This window comes from Tenacibaculum discolor, from assembly GCF_003664185.1.
Lineage (GTDB): Bacteria > Bacteroidota > Bacteroidia > Flavobacteriales > Flavobacteriaceae > Polaribacter > Polaribacter discolor.
In genome coordinates this window covers 242,874-256,786 of record NZ_RCCS01000006.1, presented here as the reverse complement: position 1 = coordinate 256,786, position 13,913 = coordinate 242,874, and the positions used below count along the sequence as shown (strand labels likewise).

Annotated in this window: 18 protein-coding genes; 14 read left to right on the top strand and 4 right to left on the bottom strand. The window is 31.0% G+C overall.

What is annotated here, in order from left to right:
- Window positions 1-228 precede the first annotated feature (228 nt).
- From C8N27_RS07375 to C8N27_RS07335, 9 genes are all read left to right on the top strand, one after another.
- A complete protein-coding gene (locus tag C8N27_RS07375; protein WP_121146848.1) occupies window positions 229-465 on the top strand; it encodes a hypothetical protein in 237 nt (78 codons plus the stop codon).
- A complete protein-coding gene (locus C8N27_RS07370; RefSeq protein ID WP_121146847.1) occupies window positions 465-758 on the top strand; it encodes a hypothetical protein in 294 nt (97 codons plus the stop codon). Before C8N27_RS07375 ends, C8N27_RS07370 begins: the two co-directional genes overlap by 1 nt.
- A gap of 133 nt (window positions 759-891) precedes the next feature.
- A complete protein-coding gene (locus tag C8N27_RS07365) occupies window positions 892-2,055 on the top strand; it encodes a rolling circle replication-associated protein (protein WP_121146846.1) in 1,164 nt (387 codons plus the stop codon).
- A gap of 97 nt (window positions 2,056-2,152) precedes the next feature.
- A complete protein-coding gene (locus C8N27_RS07360; RefSeq protein ID WP_121146845.1) occupies window positions 2,153-2,926 on the top strand; it encodes a hypothetical protein in 774 nt (257 codons plus the stop codon).
- Entirely contained in the window at window positions 2,926-3,708 is a 783-nt protein-coding gene (locus C8N27_RS07355) for a hypothetical protein (protein WP_121146844.1), read from the top strand. Before C8N27_RS07360 ends, C8N27_RS07355 begins: the two co-directional genes overlap by 1 nt.
- Before the next feature lie 160 nt (window positions 3,709-3,868).
- Window positions 3,869-4,279 carry a hypothetical protein gene (locus C8N27_RS07350; protein ID WP_121146843.1) on the top strand — a complete coding sequence of 137 codons (411 nt, stop codon included), beginning with the start codon at window positions 3,869-3,871 and terminating at the stop codon, window positions 4,277-4,279.
- A gap of 5 nt (window positions 4,280-4,284) precedes the next feature.
- The gene (locus C8N27_RS07345) at window positions 4,285-4,488 is read left to right on the top strand and encodes an Ntn hydrolase family protein (protein WP_121146842.1); all 204 of its coding nucleotides are present in this window, start codon (window positions 4,285-4,287) and stop codon (window positions 4,486-4,488) included.
- Between the two features lie 2 nt (window positions 4,489-4,490).
- Complete coding sequence (locus C8N27_RS07340) at window positions 4,491-5,141, top strand: D-Ala-D-Ala carboxypeptidase family metallohydrolase (protein ID WP_121146841.1); 651 nt, start codon at window positions 4,491-4,493, stop codon at window positions 5,139-5,141.
- Complete coding sequence (locus C8N27_RS07335; protein WP_121146840.1) at window positions 5,138-5,587, top strand: hypothetical protein; 450 nt, start codon at window positions 5,138-5,140, stop codon at window positions 5,585-5,587. The genes C8N27_RS07340 and C8N27_RS07335 overlap by 4 nt, the downstream gene beginning before the upstream one ends.
- Here the strand turns inward: C8N27_RS07335 and C8N27_RS07330 are convergent.
- A complete protein-coding gene (locus tag C8N27_RS07330; protein WP_121146839.1) occupies window positions 5,577-5,999 on the bottom strand; it encodes a hypothetical protein in 423 nt (140 codons plus the stop codon). The genes C8N27_RS07335 and C8N27_RS07330 overlap by 11 nt on opposite strands.
- A 44-nt stretch (window positions 6,000-6,043) precedes the next feature.
- On the opposite strand from C8N27_RS07330, the gene C8N27_RS15890 reads away from it, so the two are divergent.
- The 5 genes from C8N27_RS15890 (at window position 6,044) to C8N27_RS07310 (ending at window position 10,673) form a co-directional block, all read left to right on the top strand.
- On the top strand, window positions 6,044-6,199 hold the full coding sequence (locus tag C8N27_RS15890) for a hypothetical protein (protein ID WP_167444733.1): 156 nt from the start codon (window positions 6,044-6,046) through the stop codon (window positions 6,197-6,199).
- 177 nt (window positions 6,200-6,376) lie between these two features.
- Entirely contained in the window at window positions 6,377-6,742 is a 366-nt protein-coding gene (locus tag C8N27_RS07325) for a hypothetical protein (RefSeq protein ID WP_147431707.1), read from the top strand.
- A 1,000-nt stretch (window positions 6,743-7,742) separates the two neighbouring features.
- On the top strand, window positions 7,743-8,945 hold the full coding sequence (locus tag C8N27_RS07320; RefSeq protein ID WP_121146837.1) for a multidrug effflux MFS transporter: 1,203 nt from the start codon (window positions 7,743-7,745) through the stop codon (window positions 8,943-8,945).
- The gene (locus tag C8N27_RS07315; RefSeq protein ID WP_317125075.1) at window positions 8,938-9,645 is read left to right on the top strand and encodes a pseudouridine synthase; all 708 of its coding nucleotides are present in this window, start codon (window positions 8,938-8,940) and stop codon (window positions 9,643-9,645) included. The genes C8N27_RS07320 and C8N27_RS07315 overlap by 8 nt, the downstream gene beginning before the upstream one ends.
- Before the next feature lie 167 nt (window positions 9,646-9,812).
- Entirely contained in the window at window positions 9,813-10,673 is an 861-nt protein-coding gene (locus C8N27_RS07310; RefSeq protein ID WP_121146836.1) for a neutral zinc metallopeptidase, read from the top strand.
- A gap of 97 nt (window positions 10,674-10,770) precedes the next feature.
- Here the strand turns inward: C8N27_RS07310 and C8N27_RS07305 are convergent, their stop codons facing one another.
- The 3 genes from C8N27_RS07305 to C8N27_RS07295 form a co-directional block, all read right to left on the bottom strand.
- The gene (locus C8N27_RS07305; RefSeq protein ID WP_099214393.1) at window positions 10,771-11,250 is read right to left on the bottom strand and encodes an Lrp/AsnC family transcriptional regulator; all 480 of its coding nucleotides are present in this window, start codon (window positions 11,248-11,250) and stop codon (window positions 10,771-10,773) included.
- Window positions 11,251-11,332: 82 nt separating this feature from the next.
- Window positions 11,333-12,388 (bottom strand): M14 family zinc carboxypeptidase, encoded by a 1,056-nt coding sequence (locus C8N27_RS07300; protein WP_121146835.1) that lies wholly within the window; start codon window positions 12,386-12,388, stop codon window positions 11,333-11,335.
- Between the two features lie 6 nt (window positions 12,389-12,394).
- Window positions 12,395-13,861 (bottom strand): aminotransferase class V-fold PLP-dependent enzyme, encoded by a 1,467-nt coding sequence (locus C8N27_RS07295; protein WP_121146834.1) that lies wholly within the window; start codon window positions 13,859-13,861, stop codon window positions 12,395-12,397.
- Between the last annotated feature and the right edge of the window lie 52 nt (window positions 13,862-13,913).

Genomic DNA, 13,913 nt, shown 5'->3' with positions numbered 1-13,913 from the left:
AATTATAACAGTATTATGAAGTATTTAGAAAACTTTATAGTGCTGTTTTTTAGTTTTATACATGCACTTATTTACTCTCCTGTATTACTGGGAATTGGCGCTTTCTTCTTATTCAAAAGAATTACAATAATACATGTGGTTTACTTTATCACATTTTTACTTCTAGGTTTTGTCATTGCGCTTGCAGTAGACATTCATTACTTCACTCACCATTTAACATTTTAAGCTATGGGAAATACTTCAAAAAATATACTTATAGCTATAACAGCTTTAGATAAAACTATAAAAAAGGATTCTGGTTATAATTTCTATTGTGACCCTATGCCTCTTGTGCATGCTAGTAATTTTCTTTTTGATAGTTCATATAGAAAGTCTTGTACTCGTCAAGATTTGCTTCTTCAAATGGAGGGTAAGTTAGAGGAATTGTCTTTTTTGCTTTCTGAATTTAACAAACTTGATAAATAATGCCTGCCAAAGACAAAATAACATGGGAAAACAGGCGTGTATTTATTACCGATAGAGTAAATCAAGTCTTGGAAGAAAAAGGATTGCAAATTCGTGTAACCTTAGAGGAACTAGAAAAAGGATTGTTAAAACATCATCCTGATTTTGTTAGTGTAAAGAAAACAGTTTGCGAACGCTTTATTTTCTGCGATTATAGAAGCTTTTGGAATCAATTAAAGCCGTGGCAAGGTAAAGAGCGACAAACTGTCTTATTCCAGCCTAAAACAAGCCAATTACAATTATTTAATAACTAACCGTTAAACCGTGCCGTAAAAAAGCCGTTTTAACGGCTTTTCTTATTGGCTTGGCTAAACATAACGGTAAAATCGAAAATTCGAAGCAATCCACCGTGATTGCTGAGAATTTTAATATCACCAACCCTCTTAAATGAACGCTCCTGCGACCTTTATTGTAAAAAATAACGGACTGACACAATTTTATGATGTCAGCTATCTGTCATTTTCAAGAAATGGCGATACTTCTAGTTTAAAACAAAATGCAAAAACGCCTTATTCAGAAGCTATAAAGAAACTCACAAGACAAAATAGTTTGAATGTAGTTGATAAAATTGAGTTTAAACATCAATTACATCAAATGATAATGGCTAAAAAAGGCAAGCAAATAAAGGATTTAGGGACACTTTCGGAAAGTCAGGTTAAAAAGTGTCGTAAAACAATTGAATGTATGTTGTCAACTGTATTCTTTTCTAGAGATAGAAATGTAGATTATAAGACACAGCAATATGCAACATTTGTAACGTTGACACTACCTGCAAAGCAATTTCATTCAGACAAAGAACTTCGAAAAGCGCAAACGAGATATATTGAAAATTTACAAAAAACATATAATGTAAAGCATTATGTATGGAAAGCCGAAGCGCAGAAAAATGGTAACATCCATTTTCATTTGTTAATAGATAGATGGATAGATTGGACGGTACACAGGCACTTATGGAACAAACAACTTGACAAGCTTGGATATATTGATAAATACCAAGAAAAGCACGGAGATAGAAACCCTAATACAATAGACGTTCATAGCTTAAAAAAGGACAAAAAGGGGCGTAAATTGAAAAATATAGGCAATTACATAATCAAGTATATGACTAAAAGAGAATTTGGAAAACGTGCTATAATAGGCAAAATTTGGGGGTGTGCTAATGCAACTAAAAAACTTGATTATCCTAGATATGCAGAGGGCGAAACATATTTTTATAAAATTATTGAATTGATTAATAAATACGATTTTAAACAAGTTGTATGTGATGAATTTTTTGCCCATTGGGTTGGTAAATCTTTTGATGTTATTAGTAAAAGAACACGTAATTTATGGCGTGATATAAAAGAATGGTTTCAATTAAGAAATGGAAACATACAACCTCGTACAATCATGCAAAAAGAGTATGACCGACTAACTAGACAATACACTTATACGACTGAAGAAAAAGAGGTTGTAATATCTTCACAACTAAAAAATCAAAAAACTTCAATCGAAAAACAGTTGTCTATGTCTTTTCTTCAAAATTCTACAGGTGGATTTGTACGCCTGTAAAAGAAACTAAACGGCAAAGAAATAGTTTCCACTTAAAAAACTGTTATCCAAACACTTTTGTACAGAATTTAATTATAAACTTAATTTTTTTGTACAAATGAGAAAAACAGTAATTGACGGTGCAACGCAAAAAACGCTAGAGATTTTAAAAACTGATGACCCACAGTTATTAGTTTTAGAGAATGTCTCTGTTAATGCAAAGTTGAAAACCGAACTAATCAGACAAGAAGGAGGGAGTGACCAACGTTTATTTAATACAATGAACGTTTTATTGACTTTAGAGGGTCAAAACAAAATCCAAGCTTTTTTAAACAAGCAGGCTATTAAACAGTTTCAGTTAAAAACAGTACCAAATGGTGATGCGGGTACAAATGTAGTAATTGATACTGCTGCTATTGATTTGGCTTATGGTGGTGAAATTATGCTAAATCAGAATGATAGTGTAAACAACTATCTTACGAATTTAGAAAAGACTTCAACGAGTTCAATTTATAGTTTTGGAGGTCAAAACGTTAGTCCTTTCCCTTACATCATGAAAGAACAAACTTTCAAAGCTACTGAAACACAAAAAGAAATTAATTTAATTGAGACTGATTTCTTAGTTTTTGACAAGGACAATTTACCAACCGATATTGATTTTAGAATCAATGGGCAAAAGCAAAAACGCACTTCTGAAACTTTATTGATAGACCAAAAAGACATATTTAATATCGTTGGTTTTGATGAAAACGATAAACCAATTTTTGGTACTGCAAAAGCGGTTGTTTTAGATGTTAGAGGGATGCAGTCTGTTTATTTAGAACAAAACACAGACCCTCGTTCTGATATCAAATACTATTCAGTAAAAACTCCATTTAAAAAAGTTAAGTAATGATTAGTTATACTTTAAATAGCCCCCATTATAATTATCAAGGTGGGGGTATAAGTCCAACATCATATCAAACTGTAACCACTACAGAAGACAAATTTTATCAAACATTTGATAATACTGTTAATATGATTGACCCTTCGGGCTTGGTAAGTGGTGCTATGGATTTGTTAGGTATTGGTCCCGAAGATTGGGCAAGCGTAGAACAACGATTTCGCGGTTATTTTAATCTTTTAAAACAAGAAGTAGACCGCCGTCTAAAATTGGTTAAAAGTTTAAACGACTTGAATGAAGTTGATAAGTATATCAGTATGGCTGCTACAGCTTATGCTGATACAAGTGGATGGAGTAGTTCAAATAGTATCAACGGTCATGCATTAGTAGGTAGACTTTTATTTGAGTTAAGAGATGCAATTCGTGCAGAGCTTTCTAAAAAGTATAAATTAACTGCAAAAAGCGGTGTATTATATGGCCAACAATACCGTGATCCAAGAGGTTTTGTATTTGGTTATAAAGGTGTAGTTAATTATAAGGTATATAGTGCTAAACCTATAACTAAAACACCTGTAAAATCAGTAGATGTAACAGGAAAACCAGTAACAGACGTAGGAACAGGAGTTCCAACGACAGATGTAAACATACCAACCGATTCCCCTTATTTTGAAGATAAACCAAAGGAAAACGAAGGTTCATTTAATTGGTTGTATGTGATTATTCCTGCTGCTGTAGTTGGTTTATGGAAGTTAGGCGAGTATTTATTTAAGAACATAAAAAAGAAAAAATAACCATGGAAAAAGCAAAAACTTGGTTGAATAACGCATGGGCTAAAACAAAGGAGTTCATGACAAAAGAATACTATGGTATTCCAGTATGGGGCTATGCTTCGGGGCTTATTGTTATCGTTGTCGTAGCTTATTTATTAATTCCTAAAAAAGAATATAAGTAATGGCTAAATATCCTTTAACAAAAGAGCAATACGAGATGGCTAAGAAAATGTTTCAAGGTCAAGGAGCTTCTTACGGAAAAAAGAAAGGAAGTGGTATAAGAGTAGTTACTGCTTATGGCTCAAAACAGGGTTTGTTTATGGCAGGTTGGAAAGTTTCAAAAGGTGTAAAGTGGAATATTAAAGTATTTCGTGACAAATACCAAAAAGAAGTTGCTCCAACTACATCAAAGACAGGTAAAGAGTGGTGTAGTGTACGAGTTGTTTTAAAAGCTCCTATGCATGATTCTGTAAGTATTCAGGGCATGATAAACTTGAATAATAGTAAGGTTTATATTGAAGATTGGAATTGGATTTTAAACCCAAATGCTCCAAATGGTGGTTATGTAGGTAAACGTTTTAGTAAAAAGTAATAGCTATGTTGAAAAAGATATTTTCAGTAGGTAAGGGGTTGCTTACCATAGGGAAAAAAGTTGATACAGCTATTGACTATGCGGAAAAAGGGTATAAAAATGTATTGTTGTTTAAAAGTGCAATAAAGCATCTAAAAGCCTTTAGAGCCGATTGGAAGGAAATAATGGGGGAGGATAACTCCCCTAATGTTGAACAAAAACCTGAATAGTTATGTCAGAATTTTTTAGTCCGTATAGAGAAAAATACGGTAAACATGTAGTAAAGCATTATATTCATTTAAAACCACCTTTAGACGGTTTTGCAGACGATAAATTGCTGACAGAAAACTTTAAACTAGGGGAGATAAGAAAGGCAAGTTTTATTATGCCAGACGAGCAAAATTTATTTGCTTATGTTCCTTTAGATAGTAGAGTTTTACAAGCTGCACAAATTCTAAGGGATGCACTAGGGAAGCCTATCAAATTAAACAGTTCATTCAGAAGTGTACGTTATGAATTAAGCAGAAAACCACCACGTTCAGGAGAAAGTCAACATACGTATGGAACTGCTTTGGATTTAAGCGGTAGTGGACTGGTTGAACTTGTACAGGAAGCTTTAGAAACTAAAAACAAATTATATCAACGTTTACGTGCTGTTGGTGTTAATGGTTTTGGTGTGTATGTGGAAAAAGGTTTTATTCATATTGATGTAAGAGACGCTAAGTCTGACGGAGGTTATGCGTATTGGGAGGGAAGTGAAGATGAAGAGTTAAAAAAAAAAGGAAATTCTACGAATACAATCCTGAGACCGATTTTAACTATTCTGGGCTTTGTAACGACTGCCGTAGGTTTATACTCAGCAATTAAAAAGCGTAAGAAATGAAAGCTACAGCTAAATTTATAAAAGATAATGCACTTCTAGTAATAGGGGTGCTTATCTTAATATCGTCTTTGTTAAATCGTGTTTTGTTTTCTTTGAAAGATTCTCTTTCTGATGGTGTTGTTTTTAAATCTTTTGATAAAAGTAAAAGTACTTTGTCAGATGTACAAGCATCAGCTATTGCTGAGCGTCTTTATACTTCCATGTCAAATTGGGGTACTGATGAAGTAGCAATTTTTGATATTTTTCAAAGTTTAACTAAGTATGATTTTGCTAAGGTTTATGAAGCTTTCGGAGAAAGGGCGTACGATAACATACTAGGTATAACAGGTGACTTTACAGATTACAATATAGATTTATTTGGTTGGTTAAACCATGAGTTGACTAAATCAGAATATGATAAATTGAAGAATTTAAATCCCTCAATATTTGGAAGTGTTATTGTGTAGTTTCTGTTTTTATTAAAGATATAGAAAGCCTGTCTACGTTCTTTATTTTCTTGGTTGTATATTCTGATTTACTTATTTTTTTATTTGGTTTTATATACTCGTAAATGTTAATTATCTCAGTTCCTATAAGAACATCAGTTTTTGAGTAATAGTAAACTTTATATTTTAAGTTCTTATATGTGCTATATTTTGATATGTTTTTTATTTTGAAATATATTTCGTAACCACTATGAAAAAATCTTTTTCTGTAGGATATGTCTTGTTTTAGGTAATAGTGAGGTCTGTTTTCTTCATCAGACAACCTACTGTAAATCATATCAGCTTTGTAGTTTCTTTCAGAGTTTATATCATAAATATACAACCCAGTTAATAATAATAGTACAATTCCTAATTTCTTTAGTATTCCTTTCATAACAATAAATTTTAAAAATTAACTCCTCAAATATATTAAAAAGAATGAAAACGATAGCTTTAAACGCATTTAATGGGGTTTCGGGTATTTCCTTGAGTATAGTAGAAAATACACCTATACCAGTCATTATCTATGCGTGTGTGTTGCTTGCAACAGAGATTTACAAGTATAAAAACCGAAAATTAAAAGACAAAGAATAATGATAATTAGTGTGTTCTTGTGGGTGTTAGCAGTCTTTATTTTGTTTGTTATTATAGTTACTGTGTCCGTTTACGTGATATTAAAAATTAACAAATGTAAACACTTAAAACAGTATAGAAACTCGTTGTTAAGTGGAGATTGCCAAGCTTATGAACAACTACAAAAACGATTATAAAATGAAAAAAAAGATATTATTAAATGGTATGGAATTTATGGCACAACCTGTGTGTTTTTTGATACCTAAGAATGGAGACCCTAGGAAAGGAACATATGTTAGTGAATTATTAAATGAAAATGAGTTTTTATATGGTAAATTAATGCCTTACAGGGGAGTTAATGAAAGCCCCGATGGTATAGAAGCTAGAATAGGTTTAAAAGATTCCCCTATTACTCATGTCCCTTTGGATAATTCTTTTAATTATTTGTTTGACGATTTACATATTCCTTACTGTGATTATTATTTTGAGGGTTTAAGACTCACGTTATTAAACGAATGGGTAGACATCTATAATAATTCGGGAGGTGTAGAAATCCAAATGTAGTTCAATATTTTATGTTAAATAGATAAGTAAAAGCATCCTAAAAAGGATGCTTTTTTATGTTTTCAAAATTGCTGAAATAACTTTTTTTTTAATTTTTTTTTCTTTTTTAAAACCGCACGTAGTAGTATTGAATTTTATTGCTTTTTTAAATAATATATTTTAGCTGCCAAATTTTTTTGGGAGGTTGCTCCAGCGGAAACCCAAACTAAAATTTTTGCGGTAAAATGTATTGTTAGTCATTTGCAATTTAGATTCGATATTACGCTGATTTTGAGAATACAAATAAATTTCATTATGTTTGTAGTATTATTAACAACGATCATTGACATTTTAGCCTCCTTAAATTATAGATAAAACAAGGGAATTTTATAAGTACTAAACGCATCATGTAATTTGATTGGCGTTTATTTTTTGTACTATAATTAATATTATGTTAAATAGAGTATTTATGAAACAAGAAGACAAAATAAATTTCACTTAATTTTTAATCCTTTACCTTACTGGAATTCTATATTTAAAATAATATAATTTAACTACCCTGTTTTTGATATGTATGTTTTTAAAGATGGTAAAGTTATATACGAGGGATTTAAAAATATTTCTAAGCTAGTGCTTCATGAGTTTTCTAGAGATTTTCCTAATACAGTCCTTAAGTTTAAAGAAAAAAGACTCGCTATTCAGGAAAAAAACAAAGTGAAAAGATTAACGTTTTTGCTATAAAAAATAAAAATTTAAAAATTTTTAACAAAAAAAGTAGGGTTATATAAATTATAGCTGTTTTATAGACTGTAAGATGTATATAGTATACGACGCTGTTATAGAATAAAAGGCCCCTTCACTTTTTACAATTTTTTTGTTTCACTACCAATTTTATTCTTGACAGCGTCTTTTTATTAGACTTATAAAATTATGATATTGTTTGTTTGAGGCTGTTAAAAAACAGCCTTTTTTTAACTTTTATCCTCACTTCAAAACAAAATAAAGGCAGTATTTTTGCCTAATGCAAAAAAATAATCAATCAAAGTTAGAATTCATTGCTTTAATGGCTTCCTTAATGTCATTAGTAGCTTTGTCAATAGATGCATTACTCCCAGCTTTAGAACAAATTGGTATTAGTATTCGTGTTCAACAAGGATCACATGATAGTCAATTATTAGTAACTATGATTTTTTTAGGTCTAGGTTTTGGTCAATTAATTTCTGGTCCAATCTCAGACAGTTTAGGAAGAAAACCTGTTATTTATGGTGGTTTTATACTTTTTGTTATTGCCAGTTTTATTTGTGTTAGCGCTGCGAGTATAGAAATGATGATTGTAGGAAGAATTTTACAAGGAATTGGTCTTTCTGCCCCTAGAACAATTAGTATTGCCATGGTTCGTGATAGTTTTAGTGGAAACTACATGGCAAAAATCATGTCTTTTATTGTAGTAATTTTCATTTTAGTTCCAGTTGTAGCACCAGCTATAGGTAAGTTAATGTTAGATGCTTATGGGTGGAAATCTATATTTTATAGTCAGTTAATTTTTGGTGTTGTAGTAATGTTTTGGTTGTGGAAACGTCAACCAGAAACCCTAAAAGAAGAAAACAGAATGAAATTTGCATTTCGCTTATTTTTAGATGGTTCCAAAGAGTTTATAAAATACAAACAGGCAGTTATTTTTACATTAATATCAGGTTTTATTACAGGATCATTTATGGTGTATTTAAGTGCTTCACAACAAATTTTTCAAGAACAATATTTATTAGTAGACGAGTTTCCATACATCTTTGCTGGTTTAGCCATTTCTGTTGGTTTTGCTACCTTTTTAAATGGTTCATTCGTTATGAGGTTTGGAATGCATAAGTTGGTATCATTCTTTTTAATTATCTTTTCAATCGTTCCTATTATTTACATAACGTTATTTTACCAAAAAGAAAACCCAAGTATTGTAATACTACTAGTATTCTTTGCTTTACAGTTTTTCTCAATAGGATTTTTATTTGGGAATCTTCGTGCGTTGGCAATGCAGCCTGTAGGGCATATTGCTGGTATTGGAGCTGCAATTAATGGGTTTGTATCTACTATTATGGCAGTACCAATTGCTACATTTATAGGAAAGTATGTTGAAACCACTACTCTCCCACTTTTTATGGGATTTTTTATATGTGGAGCATTATCTTTACTCCTTTTAAATTTCACCAAGTTAAAACCAGTTAATGAGTAGTATTATGAAGTTAGATGTTATTTATGAAGATGAATATATATTGTGTGTTTCAAAACCTAACAATGTAGTTGTGCATCATGCACATCATTCTAGAAATGTTGCTGATGAAGACTCTTTATTGCAAATGATTCAGCAGCAATTCAATCAAAAAATGTATCCTATACATAGGCTTGATAGAAAAACATCTGGAATTATATTACTCGCTAAGGAAACTGGGTTTGTTGCCAAATTTCAAGAACTGTTTACTAAAAACGAAATACAAAAAACGTATTATGGAGTTGTTAGAGGTCATGCTCCTGAAATTAAAGTTATTGATTCTCCTGTTAAAGGAAGAGATGCTAATGTATATAAAGATGCAGAAACTCATTTATTTACTGTAAAAACTGTAACGGTAGATATTCCTGTTAAACCTTATGATACTTCTAGATATAGTCTGGTTAAACTACAACCTAAAACGGGAAGATTACATCAGTTACGAATTCATATGAATAAAATTAGTCACCCTTTAATTGGTGATCCTAAGTATGGGGATAAAAATCATAATACAATGTTTATTGACAACTTTGATTGTGAGAATCTTTTTTTGCATGCTTATTCTTTAGAGTTTATTCATCCTTATTCAAATGAAAAGCTATTAATAAAAGCTGACTGTCCTAAGGATTGGCATATAGTTTTTGAAAAATTTAATTGGACTTTATAGAAAACTCTACTCTGCTCAATTTCAGTTAGTTACTTTTCAATGTTAACATTAATAACTTTATAAATTTTAATTTTCTTTAAATAAAAAGCAATAATTCAATCATTTTAACGCTTAGGTTATTGATTGTTTAATTAATTAACTTTTTATATGATATAAATCAAAGAAAAATGAAAAATTTAAAACCCTTCATATTAGCAGCTACAGCAGCCGTATTAATGGTAAGTTGTAGTGATAACGACATTAATCCTGTTGATAATCAAAATGCTAAATTATTAGACGCCCATTCTCATGAAGTATGTAGTTACATTGATGGTAACTGGGGTCAAAATGCTTACATTGGTTCAACCATTGTAAATCAATCTGAAACAAATTTCTTAAATAACCAAAATGTTAAAATAGCTGATGTATTTAACATTAGTACCATTCCTTTATATTTTGCTAAAGGTTCTGGAACAGCAAACGCTATTTCTTACGGTAGTGGTTATATTATTTATGGTGAAGAGCTTTATAACATGGCTTTAAGCCAAGGAGGAAGAATTTCTTGTGCTATGGTTCAAGCTCATGAGATAGGACACCAATTACAATACCAAAACAACTTACCTTCAAGAAGTGAAAGTACTGCTAGAGCTACTGAATTAGAGGCTGATGGTTTTGCTGGTTATTATATTAAAAAACCTAATGGATACAATGCTACTTGGACACAAGCGGCTCCAGCTTATAACTTTGCTGCTTCAATTGGTGATTATAATACAACTAGCCCTGGGCACCATGGAACTCCAGCTCAACGTCGTTCAGCTTTCCGTTTAGGGTACTTATTAGGAGATTATGACTTAACTGTAAGCAGTTTTGATTATAACTTTTTTTACTACTATGATAACTATGTATTACCAGGTGCTTTACGTCAGGATTTAAAGAAACCAGACGATATTGATGAAGGATTACATAACTTTATCTTATCTAAAATGGAAGAGTTAAGAAAAATTAACTCAGGAGAGATTTCTAAGGAAGAATTTGAAAATTTAAAATAAACTAACAAAAAACTAATATTTTAAAAAGTTATTAGTTGAGCAATTAAAAAAGGGTAGCAAAATTTTGCTACCCTTTTAACTTTTATAAAAATAATTTTTAAATATCTTTAAAAATAGCGTGCATTAAACGTTTTTTATCATTGATGCTTTCTTCAAGCGCAATCATTGTTTCCGTTCTGTTTACACCGTGTACATCATCTATTCTATAGATAATATCCTTTGCGTCATTGGTGTTTTTAGCACGTACTTTACAGAAAATATTGTATTTTCCTGCAGTTACATATGCAACAGTTACGTTTGGAATTAAACGTAGGTTATCAAGCACATGTTGTGTCATAGATGTTTTCTCTAAAAAAATTCCAACGTGAGCAATAAAAGAATACCCCATTTTCTCATAATTCAAGGTTAAAGTAGACCCTTGAATAATTCCTTCGTCTTCCATTTTCTTTACACGTACATGTATAGTACCGGCAGATACCAATAACTTCTTTGCAATGTCTGTAAAAGGTGTACGAGCATTTTCAATTAAAATGTCTAAAATTTGATGATCAATCTCATCTAGTATGAACTTCTTCATTTTTTTGTTTTCTTCAAGTAATATTGCTAAAATATAGTTTTTTTCTAAAAAAAATAAGTTTTATTTAAAGAAAGTAGAATTTTTAACTGTTTTTTATGAATTCTTTATGAGCTGAATACATAGATAAGTTACCTTCATTCTCCTTTTTTAAAACGAGTGCAAATTTATCATTTTCTATACTTTCTACATACTGATAAGCAACATCTTTTTCATTATTTTTTGATCGATAAATTACATCGTAGAAGTTCTTGATATTGTTAGGAATAGCTAAATATTTTTCAAATTCCTTGAAGTTTTCTGCTAACGAAATATGATATATTCCCTGTAATAGCGCATAAAAATTGAATTTTCTAACCTCTTCTCTGTCGTAATCATTCGGAAAGTGTCCAGCTTCAATTAATATTGTATTGTGTCCTAATTTTTGAAAATTATCTCCTGTAGCGGTTGGATAAAACTCATCTGTATAACGACCAATATGATTAGGTATAATTTCTTGTAACAATTCATTCATGGCTACAATTACATTCATAGTTTCTTTTCTTCCTTCTGTAATTGTTCTTTTTTCTTCTTCTGAAGGTGCTAAAAAAGAAATTGTTGCTGGATTTTTAGTTCCTTCAACACCAAAAATGGTCCTTTGATCATGAAGATTGAAACAAAATTCAGGATTTACTTCTTCTAAAATACTACGTAAAAGTTTACTCTCTTTAGCTTCTAGTTCTACAGCATCTCTATTTAAGTCTACATTTTTAGCGTTTACACGTGTATAGGCTTGTGCTCCATCAGGATTTAACATTGGAACAATAGTAATACTACAATTGTCTAAAATAGATTTTGTTATTTCGTGGGTAGAAAAATGTTGAATAAACTTTAAAAAATCAAATACAGCTTTAGTTCCTGTACTTTCATTTCCATGCATTTGACTCCAAATAAGAATTCTTTTTTTACCTTTTCCTAGCTTTAACTGGTAAATGGCTCTCCCCTCTTCTGATTCACCTATAATTTTTGTTTGAATTTTAGAGTTTTGTAAGCCTAAATATAAAGGCTCTATATCTGTTAATGTTATCCATCTTCCAGATATAGAGTCTTCTTTAATTTTTGAATAATTTTCTTCTAAAAAAAAGCTATTTAAATGTGTCATATCATATTATAACGAAAACCAATCTGCTACCAATTGTTTTTCAACAGGTTCAACAGTTTTGTGTACATAATCGTTTTTAGCAGTATCATATTCATAGTCTTTTGACCATTCTTCTATATTATTTGCTAATGCTTGTAATGATTCACAAATAAACTGTACTTCTTCATTTGTAATTGTTGGGTGTACTGATAATCGTACCCAGCCTGGTTTTTCTGTATTACAGCCTTCTAAAATTTGTCCTTTTATTTCGTTTGATCTTATTTGATCTACATTTAATAGGAAATGACCATAAGTTCCTGCACATGAACAGCCTCCTCTTGTTTGAATACCAAAACGATCATTTAATAACTTTACAACTAAGTTGAAGTGATATTTTTCAAAATAAAAAGAAAAGATACTCAAACGATCTTTATGATCAGGGGCTAATATTTTAACTCCTTCTAAGTTTTCTAAACAATTAAAGATAATTGGGTTGATTTCATCTTCACGCTCCTTAATTTTGTCTGTTCTCATTTGGTCTTTTACTTGAATGCATAAAGCTATTTTAATTGTTTGTAAAAAAGCTGGAGTACCACCGTCTTCACGCGTTTCTACATCATCAAAATAATCATGTTGTCCCCAAGGATTAGTGTAGCTAACTGTACCTCCTCCTGGGTTGTCAGGAACCATATTCTTGTAAAGTTTTTTATTAAAAATTAGGACTCCAGAGCTTCCTGGTCCTCCTAAAAATTTGTGTGGAGAAAAGAAAATAGCATCTAAATACTCATCTTCATTTTCTGGGTGCATATCAATATCAACATACGGTGCTGAACAGGCAAAATCAACGAAACATAAACCACCATAACTATGAATCAAAGAAGCTACTTTATGATAATCTGTTTTTATACCTGTTACATTAGATCCTGCTACTATTGAAGCTATTTTTATTGGTCTATCTAAGTATTTTTTTATGGTTTCTTCAAACTTATCTAAGCATACTAGACCTTCTTCATTACAAGGAACAACCTCTACATCTGCTATAGTTTCAATCCAAGAAGTTTGGTTTGAGTGATGCTCCATATGACTTACAAAAACGATAGGTCGTTTTTCATCTGGAACTTGTGTGTTTTCTTTTAAGTTTTCATTTATTTTTAATCCTAAAATACGCTGAAACTTATTAACAACTCCCGTCATACCAGATCCTTCCGTAATTAACACATCATTAGAAGATGCATTTACGTGGCGTTTAATAATATTTCGAGCTTCATGATACGCTAAAGTCATAGCTGCCCCTGAAGTTGAAGTTTCTGTATGAGTATTGGCTACGAATGGTCCAAATTTATTTAAAAGTTGTTCTTCTATAGGTCGATATAACCTTCCACTTGCAGTCCAATCTGTATAAATCATTTTCTTTTCACCATAAGGTGTTTGAAAAGTCTGATCTATACCTACAATATTTTTTCTAAACTTATCAAAATACTGTTCTAAATCCATAATTGAAATCTCTAGTTGTTTGTTAGGTTGCGTAAAATTAGCAGTATACTAC